Source organism: Actinomycetospora cinnamomea (genome assembly GCF_003096675.1).
Taxonomy (GTDB): domain Bacteria; phylum Actinomycetota; class Actinomycetes; order Mycobacteriales; family Pseudonocardiaceae; genus Actinomycetospora; species Actinomycetospora cinnamomea.
The window spans coordinates 40,741-60,208 of sequence record NZ_QEKW01000024.1 but is presented as its reverse complement, the minus strand read 5'-3'; the positions used below and the strand labels follow the sequence as shown (position 1 = coordinate 60,208).

Annotated in this window: 18 protein-coding genes; 9 read left to right on the top strand and 9 right to left on the bottom strand. The window is 73.9% G+C overall.

All coding sequences use genetic code 11. The features are described from left to right. Both C8D89_RS29945 and C8D89_RS26295 read left to right on the top strand, forming a co-directional pair. Window positions 1-1,084 (top strand): HNH endonuclease signature motif containing protein (locus C8D89_RS29945; protein WP_207787444.1); only part of this gene is annotated, 1,084 nt, incomplete at its 5' end. A 37-nt stretch (window positions 1,085-1,121) separates the two neighbouring features. Beyond that, complete coding sequence (locus C8D89_RS26295) at window positions 1,122-1,826, top strand: mycothiol-dependent nitroreductase Rv2466c family protein (protein ID WP_116711100.1); 705 nt, start codon at window positions 1,122-1,124, stop codon at window positions 1,824-1,826. Window positions 1,827-1,833: 7 nt separating this feature from the next. On the opposite strand, the gene C8D89_RS26290 is transcribed toward C8D89_RS26295, so the two are convergent. The 3 genes from C8D89_RS26290 to C8D89_RS26280 all read right to left on the bottom strand — a co-directional run bounded on the left by C8D89_RS26290 (window position 1,834) and on the right by C8D89_RS26280 (window position 5,534). Continuing rightward, window positions 1,834-3,246 (bottom strand): selenium-binding protein SBP56-related protein, encoded by a 1,413-nt coding sequence (locus tag C8D89_RS26290; protein ID WP_116711099.1) that lies wholly within the window; start codon window positions 3,244-3,246, stop codon window positions 1,834-1,836. Between the two features lie 477 nt (window positions 3,247-3,723). Then, complete coding sequence (locus tag C8D89_RS26285) at window positions 3,724-4,758, bottom strand: sigma-70 family RNA polymerase sigma factor (RefSeq protein WP_116711098.1); 1,035 nt, start codon at window positions 4,756-4,758, stop codon at window positions 3,724-3,726. Then, a complete protein-coding gene (locus C8D89_RS26280) occupies window positions 4,755-5,534 on the bottom strand; it encodes a MerR family transcriptional regulator (protein ID WP_116711097.1) in 780 nt (259 codons plus the stop codon). Before C8D89_RS26280 ends, C8D89_RS26285 begins: the two co-directional genes overlap by 4 nt. Before the next feature lie 168 nt (window positions 5,535-5,702). On the opposite strand from C8D89_RS26280, the gene C8D89_RS26275 reads away from it, so the two are divergent. Together C8D89_RS26275 and C8D89_RS26270 are read left to right on the top strand one after the other, a co-directional pair. After that, window positions 5,703-6,827 (top strand): ferredoxin reductase, encoded by a 1,125-nt coding sequence (locus C8D89_RS26275; RefSeq protein WP_116711096.1) that lies wholly within the window; start codon window positions 5,703-5,705, stop codon window positions 6,825-6,827. 107 nt (window positions 6,828-6,934) lie between these two features. Then, on the top strand, window positions 6,935-8,170 hold the full coding sequence (locus tag C8D89_RS26270; RefSeq protein ID WP_116711095.1) for a fatty acid desaturase family protein: 1,236 nt from the start codon (window positions 6,935-6,937) through the stop codon (window positions 8,168-8,170). Between the two features lie 84 nt (window positions 8,171-8,254). On the opposite strand, the gene C8D89_RS26265 is transcribed toward C8D89_RS26270, so the two are convergent. Both C8D89_RS26265 and C8D89_RS26260 read right to left on the bottom strand, forming a co-directional pair. Further along, a complete protein-coding gene (locus C8D89_RS26265; RefSeq protein WP_116711094.1) occupies window positions 8,255-9,631 on the bottom strand; it encodes an MSMEG_0569 family flavin-dependent oxidoreductase in 1,377 nt (458 codons plus the stop codon). A gap of 134 nt (window positions 9,632-9,765) precedes the next feature. After that, the gene (locus C8D89_RS26260) at window positions 9,766-10,566 is read right to left on the bottom strand and encodes an enoyl-CoA hydratase/isomerase family protein (protein ID WP_116711093.1); all 801 of its coding nucleotides are present in this window, start codon (window positions 10,564-10,566) and stop codon (window positions 9,766-9,768) included. 97 nt (window positions 10,567-10,663) lie between these two features. Here C8D89_RS26260 and C8D89_RS26255 point away from each other — a divergent pair, with 97 nt between their 5' ends. Together C8D89_RS26255 and C8D89_RS26250 are read left to right on the top strand one after the other, a co-directional pair. Further along, entirely contained in the window at window positions 10,664-10,849 is a 186-nt protein-coding gene (locus C8D89_RS26255) for a hypothetical protein (protein WP_133252073.1), read from the top strand. A gap of 276 nt (window positions 10,850-11,125) precedes the next feature. Further along, the gene (locus C8D89_RS26250; protein WP_116711091.1) at window positions 11,126-11,785 is read left to right on the top strand and encodes a hypothetical protein; all 660 of its coding nucleotides are present in this window, start codon (window positions 11,126-11,128) and stop codon (window positions 11,783-11,785) included. A gap of 59 nt (window positions 11,786-11,844) precedes the next feature. On the opposite strand, the gene C8D89_RS26245 is transcribed toward C8D89_RS26250, so the two are convergent. After that, on the bottom strand, window positions 11,845-13,296 hold the full coding sequence (locus tag C8D89_RS26245; RefSeq protein WP_116711090.1) for an amidohydrolase family protein: 1,452 nt from the start codon (window positions 13,294-13,296) through the stop codon (window positions 11,845-11,847). A gap of 233 nt (window positions 13,297-13,529) precedes the next feature. Here C8D89_RS26245 and C8D89_RS26240 point away from each other — a divergent pair, with 233 nt between their 5' ends. Further along, window positions 13,530-14,336: an IclR family transcriptional regulator domain-containing protein gene (locus tag C8D89_RS26240; RefSeq protein ID WP_116711089.1), complete on the top strand. Its 807-nt coding sequence runs from the start codon at window positions 13,530-13,532 to the stop codon at window positions 14,334-14,336. Between the two features lie 12 nt (window positions 14,337-14,348). Here the strand turns inward: C8D89_RS26240 and C8D89_RS26235 are convergent, their stop codons facing one another. The 3 genes from C8D89_RS26235 to C8D89_RS26225 are packed head-to-tail and all read right to left on the bottom strand — an operon-like array spanning window position 14,349 to window position 17,589. Continuing rightward, entirely contained in the window at window positions 14,349-15,554 is a 1,206-nt protein-coding gene (locus C8D89_RS26235; RefSeq protein ID WP_116711088.1) for an acyl-CoA dehydrogenase family protein, read from the bottom strand. Then, complete coding sequence (locus C8D89_RS26230; RefSeq protein WP_243418394.1) at window positions 15,551-16,612, bottom strand: alpha/beta fold hydrolase; 1,062 nt, start codon at window positions 16,610-16,612, stop codon at window positions 15,551-15,553. Before C8D89_RS26230 ends, C8D89_RS26235 begins: the two co-directional genes overlap by 4 nt. Next, a complete protein-coding gene (locus C8D89_RS26225; protein ID WP_116711087.1) occupies window positions 16,609-17,589 on the bottom strand; it encodes a VOC family protein in 981 nt (326 codons plus the stop codon). The genes C8D89_RS26230 and C8D89_RS26225 overlap by 4 nt, the downstream gene beginning before the upstream one ends. Before the next feature lie 180 nt (window positions 17,590-17,769). Between C8D89_RS26225 and C8D89_RS26220 the strand changes: the two genes are divergently transcribed. Next, window positions 17,770-18,750: an AraC-like ligand-binding domain-containing protein gene (locus C8D89_RS26220; protein WP_116711086.1), complete on the top strand. Its 981-nt coding sequence runs from the start codon at window positions 17,770-17,772 to the stop codon at window positions 18,748-18,750. Beyond that, window positions 18,747-19,436 carry an alpha/beta hydrolase gene (locus tag C8D89_RS26215; protein ID WP_116711085.1) on the top strand — a complete coding sequence of 230 codons (690 nt, stop codon included), beginning with the start codon at window positions 18,747-18,749 and terminating at the stop codon, window positions 19,434-19,436. The genes C8D89_RS26220 and C8D89_RS26215 overlap by 4 nt, the downstream gene beginning before the upstream one ends. Window positions 19,437-19,468: the final 32 nt, after the last annotated feature.

The window sequence follows — 19,468 nt, the reverse complement described above, 5'->3', positions numbered from 1 at the left end:
GGGGTTGGAGAAGGTCGCCGCCCGGTTGCTGGCGGATCTGGATCCGGATGGGGTGGCCCCCGATGAGCGGGAGGCCCGCCACGACGAGGTGCGGTGGGTGTCCCGCCGTGACGGGACGCTGTGGATGACCGCGGTGATCGCCGACGCCCTCGGCGCGGAGATCCTCCGGGAGGGGTTCGACGCCGGGTCGACCCCGGCCGGGCCGGACGACGACCGCACCCTGGCCCACCGCCGGGCCGCGGCCTTGGTGGAGGCCTTCGCCGACGCCCGCCGCCCCGGCGGCGCCTTCACCGACGACGACACCGATCCCGCCGACACCGATCCCGCCGACACCGATCCCGTCGACACCGACACCACAAGCGACACCGATACCGCGGCCGGCGCCGATACCGCGGCCGGCCCCGACGCCGACCCCGACCCGGCGGGCGGTCCGACGAGCGATCCGGGGGGCGACACCGCGGACCCCGAGGGTGGCCCGACGGGCGCCGGTGAGGGCGACGCTGGGGCCGCCGCGAGGGACCCGGCTGAGGACGCGCTGATCCCCGCGCCGCGCCGCCCCGAGCCGCCGGCACCGGTGGCCGGTCCGGGTCCGGTGCGGGCCCCGGGGCGCGCGCAGGTGACGATCACGATGGATCACCGGTGGCTCCAGCTCGCGATCGGGCACGGCACCCTGGAATCCGGGGCCCTGGTCGACCCCCGCAGCGTGCGCCGCGCGGCCTGCGACGCCGAGCTCATCCCCATGATCCTCGGCACCCGCTCCGAACCCCTCGACGTCGGGCGCATGGCGCGCACCGTGCCCGACGGGCTACGCCGCGCGCTGCACCTGCGCGACGGCGGCTGCGCCTTCCCCGGCTGCACCCGCCGCCCGCGGCGCTGCCACGCCCACCACATCGACCACTGGATCGACGGCGGCCCCACCGCGCTGGACAACTGCGTGCTGCTCTGCGCCTTCCACCACCAGCTGATCCACCACGGGCACTGGACCGCCGAGATCCTCGACGGGCTGCCCTGGTTCACGCCCCCACCCTGGATCGACCCCGAACGACAACGAAGACCCGGCGGACGACCCCGCATCCCCACCTGATCACGGTCGCTCCAGCAAGCCTGGGTACCCGAGGAACATGAGCGATCACCTCGAGTTCTTCTTCGACCCCATCTGCCCGTTCTGCTGGGTGACGTCGCGATGGGTGGTCGAGGTGGCCGAGAAGCGCCCGCTGCAGGTGACCTGGCGGCCGCTGTCGCTGGCGATCCTCAACGAGGACATCAGCTACGAGGAGCGGAAGAAGGCGTCGCCGGAGTACCCCGACAGCCACGTGCGCGGGCTGGAGATGCTTCGCGTGGTGCACGCCGCGCGCGAGGCGCACGGTCCGGAGGTGGTCGGCGACCTCTACACCGCGCTCGGCGAGCTCGTCTGGGACGCCGACCCGCCCGAGGGCGACGACTTCCGGGCCGTGATGCACGAGATGGCGCGCCCCCGCGACCTGCGGCCCGCCCTCGAGCGCGTCCGGCTGCCCACCGACCTCGCCGACGCCGCCGAGGACACCTCCCGTGACGACGACCTGCGCGGCGAGACCCAGGAGGCGACCGAGCGCTGCGGCGGCGGGGTGGGGACGCCGATCCTGTCGCTCGCGCCCCCGGACGGGCCCGCGTTCTTCGGGCCCGTGATCGACGCGCCGCCGACGGGCGACGACGCGTTGCGCCTGTGGGACGCGGTGGAGACGCTCGCGCAGTGGGGCGGCTTCGCCGAGCTCAAGCGCACCGTGCGCTCGTTCCCCGACACCCCGCTGTCCTCCAAGCTCGCCCGCACGGAGACGACCGTGCGGTGAGCGCGCATCAGGACCGGTAGCAGTAGGAGTCCGAGGACGCGTCGCCGCCCTGCAGCCGCACCTGGTGCACCCGCCGGCCGCGGAACTCGTCGCCGTGCGGGAAGAAGCGCGGGTCGGGGGTCAGCCCGCCCTCCGCGTCCACGTCGAGCTTGGCCATCCAGGCGCCGACGCCGTCGGGGTAGAACTGGTCGTCCCACGCGCCGTAGAGCGAGTTGGTCACGTACACACGGCGCCCGTCCCGGCTGACCTCCACCATCTGCGGCCCGCCCGCCAGCGGCAGTTCCGGAGCCGCCGGGTGTGGCCGCCGACCGACGATGCCCCCGAGACGCACCGACCCGACCTCCCGCGGGTGCGCCGGGTCGGACACGTCGTACTGCTTGAGCTCGCCGGTGCCCCAGCACGAGACGTAGAGGAAGCGGTCGTCGACCGAGAGGTCGATGTCCGACACCAGCGGCGGCACCGCCCCGAACGGGGCGAGGGCCGGCGGGAGCAGGTCCGGGTCGGCGGGCTCGGCGGGGATCGTGATGACCTTCTCGAGCTCGAAGGGCGCCTCCGGCCCCGACCGGTGCCACCGCCACACCGACGCCGAGAGGTCCGCGGTGGAGATGACGACGCCGACGAACCCCCAGGTCGCCTCCGGATCGTGGGACGGGCGGACCTCGAGGACCATCTGGTGCTCGGCGCCGAGGTCGATGCTCTGCTGGTGCACGCCCTTCGCCAGGTCCCAGAAGTGCAGGGTGTGACCGTAGCGGTTGCCGAGCAGGAGCTCCGGGACGAGGCCGTCCTCGATCATCGACGGGCTGCCCCACTCGCTCGAGATCAGCACGTTCTGGGTGAGGTGCCACCAGGCGTCGTAGGCGAAGTGCTGCGGGCCGCGGTCGGCCTCCCATGCACGCAGCACGTCGAAGGTCGTGTGGTCGAGCAGCGCGATGCCGCCGGGGGCGTCCGGGTCGTCCAGCGGCCCGCCGAGGCAGGTCAGGAACACCCCGTCCGGGCCGCAGTGCAGCGTGTGGGGACGCGAGTAGCCGGCCTTCTCCGACAGCTCCGTGCTGCTGATCGTCTTGACCAGCCGGGGCGAGCGGGGGTCGGGCTGGGTGTCGAGCACGTGGATGTCGGACGACCGCAGGCCGGGGACGAGCAGGTACCGCCGGGCCAGGCCCTCGGTGTCGTGGCCCTCGTGCATCAGCGCGCTGCTGCAGGCGTTCCAGCCGAAGTGGTGCAGCTCGGCGCCCGGGGTCAGGTCGGTCCACCCGACGACCCGCCCGTACTGCTCGGACCGCGGGTCCACGTCGACCACGGTCATGGCGTCGGGCAGCTGGCCCGATCGGTCGAAGGCCACGACGTACGCGAGCTCCTCCTTCGGCGCGGCCGCCGCGTCGGCGGGCGAGCGGTAGAAGGTCGGGTCCATGGTCGAGGTCATGGGGTCTCCCTCGAACGGCGGTGTAGGCGGCGATGGGTGCACCCAGCGTCACACCACCTCCGACCTGCGGGACAGGCGTCGTCCGTCGCCACCGCGAGGACCCGTCCGGGCGCGCGGCTCCCAATAGTTCGGCTCCTGGTCGGCGCTCCGGGAGCGACCGGTCACGGCGAGTGACTCATGGACGCCGGGCGCGCACGATCCAGGTCGCCGGGATTCCGGTGACGACGCCCGGCGCCGCCGCCCGGGGCAGGTCCAGCGTCGTGCACCCCGCGCCGCAGCGACGTCGAGCACGGACTCGCCGCGGTGACCGCGGCCGCGGCGAGGAACGCCGAACGGTGGACGGCCACCGCAGCACCGGAGCGCTCCGCGTGCGCGGCCCAGAACGCGCCGGTGTCGCCGTCCCACGCGTCGCGCTGGGCCGCGTTGCCCGCGTTGCCCGCGGCGACCTCGTGCCCGGGGCGGTCCCGTCGGCAGGGGTCACGGCAGGGACGCGGGCAGGCCGAACCGCGCGTGGTGCTCGGCGCCGATGAACGAGGTGACCGCGGCGATCCGGTCGCCGCGCAGGGTCAGCACGTCGATCGACCACGGCACGTGCGGCGCGTCGGCGGCGGCCTCCGGCGGGCGCCGGTAGCCGGCGAGGGCGGGCTGGCCGTTGGCGGTGACCTCGACGTGGCGCCACGAGCCGCACGAGCCGCCGAGCGGCACGGCGCGGGCGAACGCGGTGACCGGGGCGAGCCCGGCGTACCAGTGGCCCATCGGCGGCATCGACCACGTGACGTCCTCGGTGAGCAGCGCGACGAGGGCGTCCGCGTCGCCACGCTCGAGCGCCGCGGAGTAGCCGGCGACGATCTCACGCAGGCGAGCGTCGTCGAGCTCGCGCAGGGTGCGCTGCTGGCTGACCGACGGCACCCTCTCGGCGACCAGCTTGCGGGCGCGCTGCAGCGCCGAGTTCACCGAGGCCGTCGAGGTGTCCATGGTGGTGGCGATCTCGGCGGCCGAGAAACCGAGCACCTCGAACAGCACGAGCGCCGCGCGCTGGTTGCCGGGCAGGTGCTGCAGCGCGGCGACGAAGGCCAGCTCGACCGACTCGCGCTGCTCGGCGCGGGCGCCGGGCTCGTCGGGGTACGGGCCGAGCCACGCGACCTCGGTGAGCGGGACGTCCCCGGTGACGACGTGGTCGCTGGCGGGGCCGAGGTCCACGGGCAGCGCGCGACGGCCGCGGGCGTCGACGAGGTCCAGGCACGTTCGGGTGGCCACGGTGTAGAGCCAGGTGCGCAGCGAGCTGCGGCCCTCGAAGCGCCCGAGCCCCCGCCACGCCCGCAGCAGCGCGTCCTGCAGCGCGTCGTCGGCGTCGTGCGCCGAGCCGAGCATGCGGTAGCAGTGCGCGTGCAGCTCGCGGCGCAGCGGCGCGACGAGCCGTCCGAACGCGGCGTCGTCGCCGCCGCGGGCGAGGTCGAGATCGACGGCGAGATCGTCGGCGGCGTCGTCCGACGCGGCGAGGGTCTCGCTCACCGCTCGGAGTCTGCCGGACCCTCCTCGCCCGCGGGAGGAGCTCCCTGTTCGAAGGTGTCGGACACCTCGTCGAGGAACACCGAGATCGCGGCAGGCATCGCCTCCCGGAACGTCGCCAGCAGGGCCTGCGCGGCCACCGGCTGCAGGGCGCCGACGACGTCGCGCACCTGCTGCTGACGGTCGTGCGGCAGGCCGTCACGGACGAAGTCCGCCCACACCGTGCGGCGGAAGAGGTCGACGAAGCTCGTGGTCACGGCCGTGACGTGGGTGGCCAGGTCGCGGTAGACGGCCACCAGGGTCTCCGCGGGCATGCCCAGGCGGACGGCCTCCGCGCCGGCACGCACGAGGCCGGGGTTCGGGACGCGCACGCGCCCGTCCTCGAGGCGCTGCACCGTGCCGGCGTCGAGCAGCGTCCGCCAGGTCTGGTCGTCCATCGGCACCCCGAGCCACCCCGGGAGCTCGTCGGCGGCCATGTCCAGCGAGGGCTCGGGCGCCCACGGCGCGAGCATGTGGAGGTACTGCGTGAGCGCCTCCTCCGCGGACTGGCGCGGGGTGGCGGCGACGAGCCGCTCGATCGCGGCCAGCGCGAACCCCTGTTCCTGGAGCTGGGTGATGAGGTCCAGGCGGGAGAGGTGCTCGGGACCGTAGTACCCCGTCCGCCCCTGGAGGTGCGGCGGAGGCAGCAGCCCGCGGGCGGCGTGCGCCCGCACGTTGCGCACCGTCATGCCCGCACGGCGCGCGAGCACGTCGATCGTCATCGCGTGCCCCGTGTCCACGAGCTCCCAGGCTAGTCTGCGCGCCTCGTGTCATCGCCGGACGACATATGACACCTGTCGATGTTTCATCGCGGTGAAGACTGGTCATTCGGGAACCGACCGCACTCTTGCTGTTACTCTCGGTTTCCGGTACCGCTGGTTCCGTGTAGTGTTCTGGAGGTGAGCACCATGAGCGATGCCGAGGGCACCACTCCTGGACGGCTTCCCCGCGGGGTCCGCCGCATCCGCAAGATCGCCTCCCGTTTCACCACCCCGCTGTTGCCGGACGACTACCTGTCGCTGGTCAACCCGCTGTGGTCGGCGCGCGAGCTGCGCGGCAAGGTCGTCAAGGTCGTCCCCGAGACCGAGGACGCCGTCACCCTGGTCATCAAGCCCGGCTGGGGCTGGTCGTTCGACCACCAGGCCGGCCAGTACGTGGGCATCGCGGTGCAGGTCGACGGCCGGTTCCACTGGCGGTCCTATTCGCTGACCTCGCCGCCGAGGCGCGACCAGGGTCACCTGTCGGTGACGGTCAAGGCGATGCCCGAGGGCTTCCTGTCCAAGCACCTCGTGGAGGGCCTCGCGCCGGGCACGATCGTCCGGCTGGCCCCGCCGCGCGGCGAGTTCGTGCTGCCCGACCCGCCGCCGGAGAAGATGCTCTTCCTCACCGGCGGCAGCGGCATCACCCCGATCATCGCGATGCTGCGCACGCTGGACCGGCGCGGCACCATGCCCGACGTCCTGGTCGCGCACTCCGCGCCGGACGAGGACAGCCTGATCTTCGGCGACGAGCTGGACCAGCTCGCGAAACGCCACGAGAGCATGCGGGTGCACAAGCAGTTCACGCGCGCCGAGGGCCACCTCGACCTGGACAACCTCTCCGAGCTCTGCCCCGACTGGCGCGAGCGCCAGGCCTGGGTCTGCGGCCCCAACTCCCTGCTCGACGAGGCCGAGCGGGTCTGGGAGGACGCCGGGCTGTCCGAGCAGCTGCACGTCGAACGCTTCTCGGTCGACATGTCCGGCGGCGAGGCCGAGGGCGGCACCGTGCGCTTCGCCCAGTCGGGCGTGGAGGTCGAGATCGACGGCGCGACGACGCTGCTCGAGGCCGGCGAGCAGGCCGGGCTGCAGCTGCCGTTCGGCTGCCGCATGGGCATCTGCCACACCTGCGTCGTCCCGCTGCGCGAGGGCGTCGTGCGCGACCTGCGCGACGGCTCCGAGCAGCGTGCCGACGGCAGCGGCGGCGCCGACTGGGACGCCATCAAGATCCAGACGTGCATCGGCGCCGCTGCCGGCGACGTCGTCCTGGACGTCTGACCGCACGTCCGGCACGTCCGGCACGCCCGACCCCGACCGATCCGATCGTCGACCCCGATCGTCGACGAGGAACCGACCGACCCGCTGTCGGAGGAGAGGAACGATCCATGGCCATCGCGGACGTCAAGGAGTTCGCCCACCTCAGCGAGGCCGACGTGGAGGCCCTCGGACGCGAGTTCGACCAGATCCGCGCCGACATCGAGGAGAAGCTGGGCGACGAGGACGCCACCTACATCCGGCGCCTCATCACGATCCAGCGCCGGCTGAACGTCGCCGCGCGGGCGATGCTGTTCGGCAGCCACCGTCGTGAGCTGTGGTGGGCCGGCGCCCTGACGCTGGCCGTGGCCAAGATCCTCGAGAACATGGAGATCGGCCACAACGTCATGCACGGCCAGTGGGACTGGATGAACGATCCGGAGGTCCACTCGTCGACGTGGGAGTGGGACAACGTCTGCCCGGCCGACCAGTGGAAGCACTCCCACAACTACCTGCACCACACGTACACCAACGTGATCGGCAAGGACAAGGACGTCGGGTACGAGATCCTCCGCGTCCGGTCCGACCAGCCGTGGCACCCGTACTACCTGACCCAGCCCGTCGTGAACGCGATGCTGATGCTGGCGTTCGAGTACGGCGTGTCGCTCCACGACCTCGACATCGACGGCCTCGTCAAGTGGCAGATCGAGGACCCGGAGGAGTTCAAGAAGAAGTTCAAGGGGATCCTGGTCAAGCAGGCCCGCCAGATCGGCAAGGACTACATCCTCTTCCCGGCGCTGACCGGCAAGAACTTCCGCCCGACGGCGACGGCCAACCTCACGGCCAACCTCATCCGCAACATCTGGTCCTACGCGATCATCTTCTGCGGGCACTTCCCGGACGGCGCCGAGGTGTTCACCGAGGAGGAACTGGAGCAGGAGACGCAGGGCGAGTGGTACCTGCGCCAGCTGCTCGCCTCGGCGAACTTCACCGGCAACCGGCTGATGCACGTCATGTCCGGCAGCCTCGGCTACCAGATCGAGCACCACCTGTACCCGGACCTGCCGTCCAACCGGTACCCGGAGATCCAGGACCGCGTCCGGGCGCTGTGCGAGAAGTACGAGCTGCCCTACACCACGGGCTCGTTCCCGCGGCAGTTCTGGCAGGCCACCCGCTCGATCTGGCGGCTCTCGCTGCCCGCCAGGAAGATGCGGGAGGCCTCCCAGAAGCGGCAGGCCCTCGGCCTGCCCCGCCACGCCGGCGCGGTCCCGTCGACCGGCGACCAGACGCCGCAGACCCCGCAGACCCCGCCGGCGCCGACCAACACCCCGGGCCATCCGGGGCCGTCGAACCCCACCCAGGCCTAGGCTCCCCGGCCCGCGTGTGCCAGCGGCGTGGCGTTGCGGACACCCGGTGTCCGGAACGCCACGCCGCTGACTCGTGCACGGTGCTCAGGAACCCAGCGCGAGCACGTTGCAGACGTCGCCGCGGGGGCCGGTGCCGGTCAGCCCGCGGCGGGAACCGATGCGTTCGGCGAGGTGCTCGGCGTCCTGCCCGACGCCGGAGAAGCGCCCGGAGCCCCAGGTCCACAGCCACGGCAGCCCGAGGAAGTACAGGCCCGGGGAACTGGTGACCCCGCGCGTGTGGGCCGGCGCGCCGCGGCCGCTGAACACCGGCACGTCGATCCAGCGGAAGTCATGGCGGAAGCCGATGCACCACACCACGGAGGTGATGCCGGTGGCGGCGAGGCGCAGGTGCGTGACCTCGCGCTCGGGCCGCCACACCGGGGTGTAGCGCTGCTCGACCGGGGCGTCGATCCCCTCCTGCGCGATGTACCGGTCGATCGTGTCCTTGATCGACTCCGAGACCTCGTCGGCGTGGTCGAGCCGCCGGGCCAGGTCGGTGTCGAAGTGCAGCACGCCGTCACGGTGGTCGGTGAGCAGGCCGTAGAGGCGCATGCCGTCGCGGGCGTGGGCGCGCAGGTCGATGTCGCGGCCGCCGTCGCGCCCGGTCACGTAGTGGTTGGCCTGCGCGCGGACGGCCTCGCGGCGCGGGTGCTCGGTGACGGGCATGTCGTAGTAGCCCATCTCCGCGAGCCAGTCGGTGACGTCCCGGCCGCGGTAGAACCGCGCGACGCGGGGGGCGTCGCCGACGACCAGGTGGACCTGCCGGCCCTCGAGGTGCAGGTCCTCGGCGATCTGCGCGCCGGACTGACCCGAGCCGACGACGAGGACCTCGCCGGGTGGCAGCTGCGCGGCGTTCTTGTAGTCCTGCGACTGGACCTGGGTGATCTCCGCGGGCAGCGGCTGGGACAGCGGCGGCGCGATCGGCGTGTGGTAGCCGCCGGTGGCGACGACGACCTGGTCGGCGGTGAGTCCGCCGGCACTCGTCGACAGGTGATAGGTGCCGCGCTCGTCGCGGGTGAGGCGGGTGACCTCGACGCCTTCGACGACCGGCGGGTCGACGAACGCGCGGTAGGCCTCGAGGTAGTCGACGATCTGCTCGCGCACCATGAACCCGTGCGGGTCGTCGCCCCCGTGTCCTCCGTGGCCGTAGGGGAAGTCGGGCAGCCGGCACTGCCAGTTGGGCGTGACCAGGCAGAACGTGTCCCAGCGGTAGGTCTTCCACGAATGGGCCACCTCGGCGCGCTCGAGCACCACGTGGTCGATCCCGCGCCGCTGCAGGCACCGGCTCATCGACAGGCCGGCCTGCCCTGCGCCGATCACCGCCACCGGCCAGTGGCGCCCGGCGAGGTCCTCCGGCGCCGCGGGTCGGGCGGGGAGCCGAGGAGCCACGATCACCGGAGCCGTGTCGGTGGACAGCGCCATGGGTCACTCCTGCGTCACGCGGGGTCGTCCGGCCCGCTCGGGCCGGTGTGATCAGCGTGCGCAGGGGCTGTTGCCGCTCGGTTGCCGACGGACTGCGCCGTCGTTGCCGGGTGTAACGGACGCGCCCCGTCCGTTCAGTCGGTGGCCGAGGGGAACCGCGGCGCCCGTTTCTCCCGCAGCGCGGTGTGGCCCTCGACCACGTCGGGACCCATGAAGGTCAACATCTCGTAGGCCGCGGACTGGTCGAAGGTCGGCCCGGCGGCGCGCAGCCAGTTGTTCAGGGCGCGCTTGGTCAGGCGGATCGCCGGCTGCGAGCCCGTGGCCAGGACGTCGGCGACGCGCAGGGCCTCGTCCAGCACCGCGTCGCGCGGAAGCGCCTTGGCCACCATGCCCAGACGCTCGGCCTCGGCGCCGGTGACCATCTCCCCGGTGAGCAGGTAGTAGCGCGCCTTGGCCATGCCGGCGAGCAGGGGCCAGATGATCGCCGCGTGGTCGCCCGCGGCGACGCCGAGCTTGACGTGGCCGTCGCCCAGCTTCGCGTCCTCGGCGGCGATCGCGACGTCGGCGAGCAGCGCGACCACCACACCGGCGCCGACGGCCACCCCGTTGACGGCCGAGACGATCGGCTTCTCACAGTCGATCATGTTGTAGACCAGGTCCGACATCTCGCGCAGCATGTGCTGGACGCGGTCGTAGTCGCCGGCCATGCGCTCGACCATCGCCAGATCACCGCCGGCGGAGAACGCCTTCCCGGCCCCGGTCACCACGGCCACCCGGGTTCGCGGGTCGGCCGCGACGTCGCGCCACACGCGCGCGAGCTCCCCGTGCAGCTGCTCGTCGGCGGCGTTGTACTTCTCCGGCCGGTCGATCGTGATCAGCAGGACCCCGTGCTCCCGGCGGGTGAAGGTCAACTGCTCGTAGCCGTCCAGCCCCACGTCGCGCTCCCTCGCCGTCGATGTGCGCGGATCCGATCACGGGGACCCCGGCATGTCGATCGGCGCCGACCGGGGACCCGGCGGGCCCGGTCCACGGATGGACACGACGACACGCGAGGAGGTCGACATGACCCAGCCCGGCGAGAACGCCCCGCGCCCCACCGCCGACGAGCCCGAGGAGGCTGCCCGTCGCGAGGTCAACCCGGACCTGCACGGCCAGGCCCGCGAGGCCGAGGAGAAGATGCGCTCGGACGACCCGGACGCGACGCCGGGCGGCGGCTGACACCGCGACCCCGGCAGGTCTTCCGCTCGACGGGAGCGGCGCTCTGCGCACGGCCCGGACGGCGCGCGACGGTGACCCGATACGGGATCTCGTCGCGGAGACCGTCGTCACGGCGCGGGTCGGGCGACGGTGGCCCGGGCAACCGAGCGTGTCGGTTGACGCGTGCAGCCGTGCGGGCCGGTCGGCGACCCGCCGGGCACCGCCCCGGCATCTCCGATCGGCCGGGACGCCGGCCGCCGCGCGCGGCCGGACCGAGTCGGCAGGAGGAGGTCTGCGATGACCGCTCACGACATGAGCACCCGCGAGATGAACGGCGAGGGCACGCCGACCACTGCTCGTGCACCGGGCGCCTACCCTGAGTCGTACCAGCAGTCGTACCAGCAGCCCCGCCACACGTCCGAGGAGCCTGCTCGCGACGAGGGTGCCGGGCGTCCGACGCGCTGGGGCCCGGCCTGGACCGGGACGATCGTCGCGGTGCCGGTGTTCATCGTGCTGGAGATGTTGTTCACCGCGTTCGGCTGGCTCTCGCTCGGCGTCGACGGCGCCGGAGCCGGCGCCGCCGCGAGCATCGTCAGCGCCGTGCTGGCGATCATCGCGCTGTTCGTCGGCGGCCTCGCCGGCGGCACCGCCTCGGGGTCGCAGCGCGCCGCGTCGGCCGACCCCGCCCTCCAGGGCGCGATGATCTGGGGGCTCACCACGGTCGTGCTGATCGTCCTCGGAGCGGTCGGCGGCACGGTGCTGGCCGGCACCGTGGGTTCGGTGGGCGCTGTGGCGGCCGGGGGTGCCGGTGCCACCGTGCAGGCCGTGCAGACCGCCGCCGGGTGGACCGCCCTGTGGCTCGGCGTCGCCTTCGTGGCGGCCGTCGGCGGGTCGATCGTCGGAGCCGGTGGCTCCGGGAAGTCGGCCGACGCCGGCGAGGGCCGCAACGCCGGCTGAGCTGCGTATCGCGACACGGCCCCCGCACCGGGCTCGGTGCGGGGGCCGTCGTCGGTCGGTCACACCTTGTGGGTCGCCGCCGAGCGGTACTCGGTGTAGGTGTACGGATTGTCGAGGATCTTGGTCTCGGGGATGTCGGGGTTCATGCCCTGGTTCCAGGCCTCCTCGCCGAGCGTGCTCCGCAGGTGCTCCACGGTCTGCTCGACCGCGCGGCGCGCCGCGGCCAGGTCGACGCCGACGAGGCGGTGGTCGCGCTTGACGATCCGCCCGTCGACGAGCACGGCCTCCACCTCGCCGCGCTGCGCCTGGAAGACGACGTGGCCGTGGGGGTGCAGCAGCGGCATCATCACGGGCGAGTGCTCGTTGCGGATGAGCACCAGGTCGGCCTTCTTGCCCACCTCGACGCTGCCGAGGTCGGCCTCGCGCCCCAGCGCGCGGGCGCCGCCGCGCGTCGCCATCTCGACGACGTGCTCGGCGCGCAGCGCGTGGTGCGTGACGGTCTCGCCCTTCGACTGGGCCTCGAGGTGCTCGCGGCAGCGGTCGGCGCTCAGCGTGGAGCGCATGGCGGAGAACAGGTCACCGCTCCACCAGGCCGAGGTGTCCATCGACAGCGACATCGGGATGTCGTGGCGGCGCAGGACCCAGGAGGGCGGGTAGCCCTGGCCGGCGCTCTGCTCGCTCTCGGTGGACACGGACACCGAGCCGCCGGTGGCGGCGATGCGGTGGTAGGAGTCCGCGGACAGCGTCGCGGCGTGCACGTAGACCGTCTGCGGGTCCATGAACCCGTGCTCGTGCATGAGCCGGATGCCGTCGTCGTTCGTCGCGCCCCACACGCCGGCGTGGGTGGTGACCGGCAGGCCGAGCTCGCGGGCGACCTCGAACGCGGGCTTCTCGGGGAAGGACGGGTCGCCGGTGACGTCGAAGGCGAGCTGGAAGGCCTCGACGTCGCCGCGGCGGCGCTCGAGGACGTCGCGGAACCCGGAGCTCGCGGTCCAGTTCGCCGGCGCGTCCTGGATGTTGCCGTAGGCGAGCACGAACCGGCCGGGTACCGCCGCGAGGGCGTCGACCGCGGCGTGGGCGTGGTCGGGGGTCTGCAGGTTGTGCGACCAGTCGACGCAGGTGGTGACCCCGGCCTCGATCGCCTCGAGCGCCGCGAGCAGGCCGCCCGCGTGGATGTCCTGGGGGCGGAAGACCTTGCCCCACTCCAGGTAGTTCCAGACGAAGTACTGCGTCAGCGTCCAGTCGGCGCCGTAGCCGCGCATCGCGGTCTGCCACATGTGGCGGTGGGTGTCGATCATCCCGGGCATGACGACGCCGCCCCGCGCGTCGATCTCCTCGGTGCCGTCCGGCACCTCGAGATCGGGCCCGATCGCGGCGATGCGGTCGTCGACGACGAGGACGTCGTGGTCGACGAGCACCGTCCGCGCGGCGTCGACGGTGAGCACGGTGCCGCCGCGCAGGACGACGGGGCGGCGCGCCGACGACGCGGTCGCGCCCGTGGACTGGGTCATGACGTGGGCTCCTCGCTGGGACATCCGCCGGCGACATCGACGGACGTGCGTCCGGCTGTCGGTCACATGACGCCGATCACTGTCGTGCAGGGTCGTCCCGGTGTCAACGACCGGGCCTCGGGATCGCTCCGCGACCGGCGGGGGCTGTGCCTGTCCGCCAGGCGGTCGACCGGCTACGGTGCGGTCGTCCCCGGAGGCCGGGGTCCCGCAGGACAGGGAGTGGGTGGTGCGCCGTGCCGCGGGACGGAGCGGGACCCGACTTCATCGAGGCGCTCGCGCGCGGGCTCGACGTCATCACCGCGTTCTCGGCGGTACGCCCGGTGATGACGCTCGCCGAGGTGGCGTCGGCGACCGGTCTGGCCCGCCCCACCGCACGGCGCATCCTGCTCACGCTCGCCGAGCTCGGCTACGTCCGCGCCGGCGAGCGGGGGTACACGCTCACGCCGCGCGTGCTCGACCTCGGCGTGTCCTACGTCGACGCCCTCGGCCTGTGGGACGTCGCGCGCCCGCACCTCGAGCGTCTCGTCGAGCGCACGGGCGAGTCCTGCTCGATCGCCCAGCTCGACGGCTCCGACATCGTCTACGTCGCCCGCGTCGCCGTGCCGAAGATCGTGTCACTGGCGGTGCAGATCGGGACCCGCTTCCCGGCCCTGGCGACCTCGCTGGGCAAGGTCCAGCTCGCGGCGCTGCCGCCCGACGAGCTCGAGCGGGTGCTGGCCGAGCCGACGCGCTCCGGGCTCACCCCGCGCTGGCGGCCGGACCGCGAGGAGCGCGATGCCGCCCTGCGCGAGGTGCGCGCCCGCGGGTGGGCCCTCACCGACGAGCAGCTGGCCGCGGGCATCCGCTCGGTGGCGGCGCCGCTGCGCGACGGCGAGGGGCGGGTGATCGCCGGCGTCAACGTCAACTGCCACGCGGCGGAGACGTCGGTCGACCACCTGCTCTCCCACCACCTCCCCCTGTTGCTGCAGGCCGCCGGCGACATCTCCGCCGACTTCGCCCGGCGTGCGGCGCTCCCGCGGCGGACGCTGCCGGCCTCCTGAGGGCCCTCCCGATCAGGACGCCGGTTCGACCAGGTCCAGGAACACCCACGTCGCGCCGGGCGCGAGCCCGGCCAGGTGGCGCCCGCAGCCGTGACGGACCGCGGGCCCGGAGGTCACGTGCTGGGTGCCGCCGTGCAGGTCGCGGAAGACCCGGTTGAGGGGACCGCTGCGCAGGGCGGTGGTGCCCGCCCACTGGTACACGGTCCGGCCCACGTCCTGCGCCGCCATGGTCGCGGTGTGCAGCGCGAGCCGCAGGAGCGTGTCCTGCTCGGCGCTCAGCTCCTCGCCGCGGTCGAGGGACGCCTCGATGTCGGCCCACACCTCGAGGTTCCAGGCGCGGGCCGAGCGCAGCGTCGCCTCGGCCCGGGCGTAGTCGGCGTGGAACTCGCTGGTGTCGACGCCGGCGTTGCGGGTCCCCGTCTTCGCCGACGCGACAGCCTGCATCTCGTCGAGCAGCCGCCGCCCGACGCCGAGGGCCCACCCGACGTGCTGGAGGCTCGCGAACGCGGCCAGGCCCAGCCGGAACACCGGGCCGCCGAGCAGCGGCTCGGTGGTGGTCGCGACGTAGGTGTACTCGGTGGGGACGAAGACGTCCTCGCAGTGGTAGTCGACGCTGCCGGTCGCCCGCAGGCCCATGACGTCCCAGTCGTCGACGATCGTCACCTGCTCCTTGGGCAGGGTGAACACCCGCACCTCGCCGGTGTCGGTCAGCGCCGCGGTGTGGATGTGCGTGGCGTGGTGCAGGCCGGAGGCGAACGACCACGAGCCCGAGAGCAGGAACCCGCCCTCGACGCTGCGCGCCCGGCCGGGTCGGGTGCCCTGGCCCGCCGCGAGGGTGCGGTCGCCGTGCGCCTCGGTGAGCTCGGTGAACGGCTCGCGCCCGAGGTAGGCCGCCGTGGTCCCGATCGCCATCTGCAGCGTCATGACGACCCAGCCGGTCGAGGCGTCGGCGCGTGACAGCGCCTCGATGGCCGCGATGACCTGCCGCGGCGTGAACTCGAGCCCGTCGAGCTCGCGGGGCATGCTCATCGTGTAGACGCCGCTCGCGTGCAGCGCCTCGGCCACCCGCGGGGTGAGGCGGCGGCCGGCCTCGTTGTCCTCGGCCTCCTCGCGCAGCAGCGGGTCGAGCTCGCGGATCCGCGCCATGACCTCGTCGAAGCGGTCGCCGGGGTGCAGGTCGGTCGGCGTCGCGGTGGGGCGCACGAGCTGGTCGGTCATGACTCCTCCAGGGCGACCGGGCCAGGGGCCGGGTCCCGCGCGTCGAGCCAGCGCAGGACCACGGCGAGGGCCTCGTCGGAGTTGGTCTCGTAGATCAGGGCGTGGCCGTTGCCGGTCACGCCGTGGTCGGGCAGGTGGACGCGCTCGACGTCGGCCCCGGCGGTCGCGAGCGAGGCCACGACGTCGTCGGCGAAGTCGGCGAACATCGACGCGCCGCCGGTGACCAGCGCGACCGGCAGGCCCGCGAGCCCCGGGACGCGCAGGGTCGCGGGGTCGGCGGCGCGGGCGTCGGCGGCGCTCGCGCGGGGCGGGTCGTAGGTCAGCGGGGCGGCGGTCAGACCCCAGTCGAGCGTGCCGATGCCGGGGAAATCGGCGAACGCCGGCCCGATCGGCTCGACCGCCACGAGCGCCCGCACCAGCCCGGGACGCCGGTCGGCGAGCAGCCACCCCGCCGGACCGCCGGCGGAGTGGGTGACGACGATCGCCGGGCCGACGGCGTCGAGCAGGCCCGCCAGGCGGTCGGCGTCCAGGCGCTGGGACTCGGCGAGGTCCGCCGGCAGCGCCCCGAGCGGCGCCATCAGCCGGTCCGCGGCGGCCTCGTCGTCCCGGTCCAGGGGCCAGCGGGTGTGGTCGGGCCGGTCGGGGGTGAACAGCACCCGGCACGTGCCGTAGTCGAACTGCGGGCCCGGGGCCCCGACCACGTCCGGGTGCGCCGGGGACCGGCCGTGCCCGGGCCGGTCGACGGTGAGCACGGGGTGCCCCGCGGCGAGGAAGCCGGCCGCCCAGCCCGGCCGCCCGTCCGGGGTGTCCCACCAGTCGGTGGCCTGCGCGCCGCCGCCGTGGACGAGCACGACCGGCAGCCGGCCCGTGTCCTGCGCCGGCGCCTCCCACGACACGAACATCGGGCCCTTCTGGCGCACCACCCCGGCCGTGTCGCTCACGCGCTCACCCGGCACCCAGAAGTACCCGCGGCGGCCCGTCGTCGGCGGGGTCGTGGCCCAGGGCGGGGCGGCGACGGGGGCCGGGGCGTGGCCGGACGCGCTCGCGAGGGCACTCACGACTCCTCCTCGTCGGGGGCCACCGGGGTCTCGATCGGCTCGAGCTTCGAGAAGATCTCCTCGCGGCGGTGCTCGAACTGCTCGGGCAGCTGGAAGTGCTGCCCGAGCTCGTGGGGCGACTCGTCGCAGGTCCAGCCGCCCTCGGCGTGGGTCACGGCCAGCTCGAACAGCGCCCCGGCGGGGGTGCGCACGTAGACCGACTTGAAGTACTTGCGGTCCTTGAGCTCGGAGATGTCGGTGTAGCCGTTGCCCTCGATCTCGAACTTCAGGTCGTCCTGGTTGGCGAGGGTCTCCAGGTTCCAGGCGACGTGGTGGAAGGTCCCCGCGCCGTAGCGCCAGGTGCCCTGGTCGTCGGCGTTGTCGGCGATCAGCTCGACGTGGTTGCCGTGGCTGTCCTGACCGACCTGGTACGTGGCGCGGTCGCCGTCCTCGACGAGCTTGCCCTGGGAGTGGAAGACCTCCTCGGAGAACTCGACCATGCGCTCGGGGGTGGCGACGTGGATGCCGGTGCCGTGGATGCCGTGGATCGCGTACTCCGGGGGCACGCCCTGCCCGGGGTGCCCGACGCGCGGGTCGCCGTCGACGGGGACCAGGGCGTACTCGATCCCGCAGGGGTGGCGGAACTCCAGGCGGCGCCGGTCGAACACCTCGGTGTTCGTCACCTCGACCCCGCGGGAGGTGAGCCGCCGCTCCCAGTAGTCCAACGAGTCCGCCGGAGCGGCGAGCAGCACCTCGCGGGCCTGGTTGGTGCCGCGGCGCCCGACCAGTCCGGCCTGGCGCCACGGGAACGTCGTGAGCACCGCCGACGGGTCGCCGGCCGCGTTCGAGTAGTACAGGTGGTAGATCGGCAGCGAGCCGTCGAAGAGCACCGTGCGCTTGATGAAGCGCATGCCCAGCGTGTCGACGTGGAAGTCGACGTCCTCCTGGGCGCCGCCCACCGACAGCGTCGTGTGGTGGGAACCGCGGATGTGGGACACGGGACCTCCTCGTGGCCGGGGCTTGGAGCTCGCCCGGCGGACGCTAGGTGTGGTCCCGGTCTCGTGACTCTCGCTACAGTGCACGGACATCTCCGCCCGCTGCACGGCGCGGGGGTCGGCGGACGACGACCGGCCGTCCTCCGCGTCGGAGGTGCTCCCCATGGACGCTGATCGACGCTGATGGACGCTGACGACGAGGTCCGTGACCCCCGTGACGCCCGCGACGTCCGTGACGTCCAGGCCTGGCGCGGGGCCGTGACGGGGGCGCTGCTGCCCTTCCACGTCGAGTGCTCCGCGCCCGAGCGGTTCCGCGGCAGCATCCGCCGCCGTCGCCTCGGCGACGCGTCGCTGATCGCGATGACGTCCCGGCCCCACCGGGCGGTGCGCGCCGCCGAGCACATCGACGACGGCCCCGCCGACTACCTGCTCTCGCTGCAGCTCGCCGGCACCGCGCAGTTCCGCCAGGACGACCGGCTGGCCCGGGTGGGACCGGGTGACCTGGTCTTCTACGACTCGAGCCGCCCCGTGGAGATCGTCAGCGGGGAGGGCTACCGCAGCCTGTGCTTCCGGTTCCCGACCGACGGGCTCGGCGGCCACCGGCGGGCCGGGGAGCTGACCGCGACCACGCTCGACGCCGCCCACGGGCTCGCCCCGGCGGTCGCGGGCCTGCTCACCGGGCTCCACGAGGGCCTCGAGCGTCCCGGGGGCGGGGTCCGGTCCGAGGGCGTCCTCGCCGCCGCGCGCCACGCCACCGAGCTCGCCCGCACCCTGTTCGACGACGAGCTCGCGCGCCGCGGGTTGCTGGGCACCCCGGACCCGCACGAGGAGCTGCGCGCCCGCATCGACCGGCACATCGACGAGCACCTCGCCGACCCGGGCCTGTCACCGCGCGCCGTCGCCGCCGCGATGTTCGTCTCGACCCGCCACCTGCACGCGCTGCTCGCCGAGGACGGGCGGACGGTGGCGGGCACCATCCGGGAGCGCCGGCTGGAGCGCTGCCTGGCCGACCTCGCCGACCCGGGTCAGGCCCACACCCCGGTGTCGGCGGTGGCCCTGCGCTGGGGCTTCACGAACGCGACACGGTTCGGGCAGCTGGTCAAGGCCGCCACGGGGCGCACGCCGGTGGCCTACCGTCGGGTCATGCTGGACGGGACGGCGTGACGGCTCGGGCCGCACGGACAGCGGCGCTGCAGGCGCCCGGGGTGGAGGTCCACGGGGCGCCGGCGGGCCACGGGACGCTCGCCGTCGTGCTGCTGCACGGCCGCGACCAGGACCCCGCCTGGATGCGCGACCACGTCGTCACCCGGCTCGCGGCGCGCCTGCCGGATGTGGCCGTGACCTGGGTCCTCCCGGCCGCCCCCGGACGCTCCTGGTACGCCGGTCGCGTCCACGACCCGCTCTCCGAGACCCGCGCCGAGCGCGACCGCGCCGCCGCCGTCGTCGACGGGCTCGCCGACGCCCTCGCCGCGCAGGGGCACGGCGCCGGCTCGACGGTGCTCGCGGGGTTCTCCCAGGGCGCCTGCCTCGTCGCCGACCACCTGCTGCGCGGGCAGCGCCGGTGGGCCGGCGCGCTGATCTGGACCGGGGCCGCCTTCGGCCCGCCCGGGACCGAGCGGTGGACCGGGTCCGCACCCGGGTCGCTCACCGGCCTTCCGGTGCTGCTCACCAACGGCGACGCCGACGCGTGGGTGCCGCTGGCGGCCACCGAGGAGCTGGGCACGCTGCTGCGCGACCGCGGCGCCGAGGTCGAGCTGCGCGTGCAGCCCGGGCGCGCCCACGAGGTCGCCGACGACGAGGTGGACTCCGCGGCGGCCCTGCTGCGGCGGCTCGCCGACGCCGCCGCGTGACGGTTGACACCGCGTCCACCGCTGGGGAGGGT

Bases quoted from the DNA above. Each gene is read 5' to 3' on its own strand.
- C8D89_RS26295 (WP_116711100.1), top strand. From the start codon at position 1,122: ATGAGCGATCACCTCGAGTTCTTCTTCGACCCCATCTGCCCGTTCTGC.
- C8D89_RS26290 (WP_116711099.1), bottom strand. From the start codon at position 3,246: ATGACCTCGACCATGGACCCGACCTTCTACCGCTCGCCCGCCGACGCG.
- C8D89_RS26275 (WP_116711096.1), top strand. From the start codon at position 5,703: ATGAGCGATGCCGAGGGCACCACTCCTGGACGGCTTCCCCGCGGGGTC.
- C8D89_RS26270 (WP_116711095.1), top strand. From the start codon at position 6,935: ATGGCCATCGCGGACGTCAAGGAGTTCGCCCACCTCAGCGAGGCCGAC.
- C8D89_RS26265 (WP_116711094.1), bottom strand. From the start codon at position 9,631: ATGGCGCTGTCCACCGACACGGCTCCGGTGATCGTGGCTCCTCGGCTC.
- C8D89_RS26255 (WP_133252073.1), top strand. From the start codon at position 10,664: ATGGACACGACGACACGCGAGGAGGTCGACATGACCCAGCCCGGCGAG.
- C8D89_RS26250 (WP_116711091.1), top strand. From the start codon at position 11,126: ATGACCGCTCACGACATGAGCACCCGCGAGATGAACGGCGAGGGCACG.
- C8D89_RS26245 (WP_116711090.1), bottom strand. From the start codon at position 13,296: ATGACCCAGTCCACGGGCGCGACCGCGTCGTCGGCGCGCCGCCCCGTC.
- C8D89_RS26235 (WP_116711088.1), bottom strand. From the start codon at position 15,554: ATGACCGACCAGCTCGTGCGCCCCACCGCGACGCCGACCGACCTGCAC.
- C8D89_RS26220 (WP_116711086.1), top strand. From the start codon at position 17,770: ATGGACGCTGACGACGAGGTCCGTGACCCCCGTGACGCCCGCGACGTC.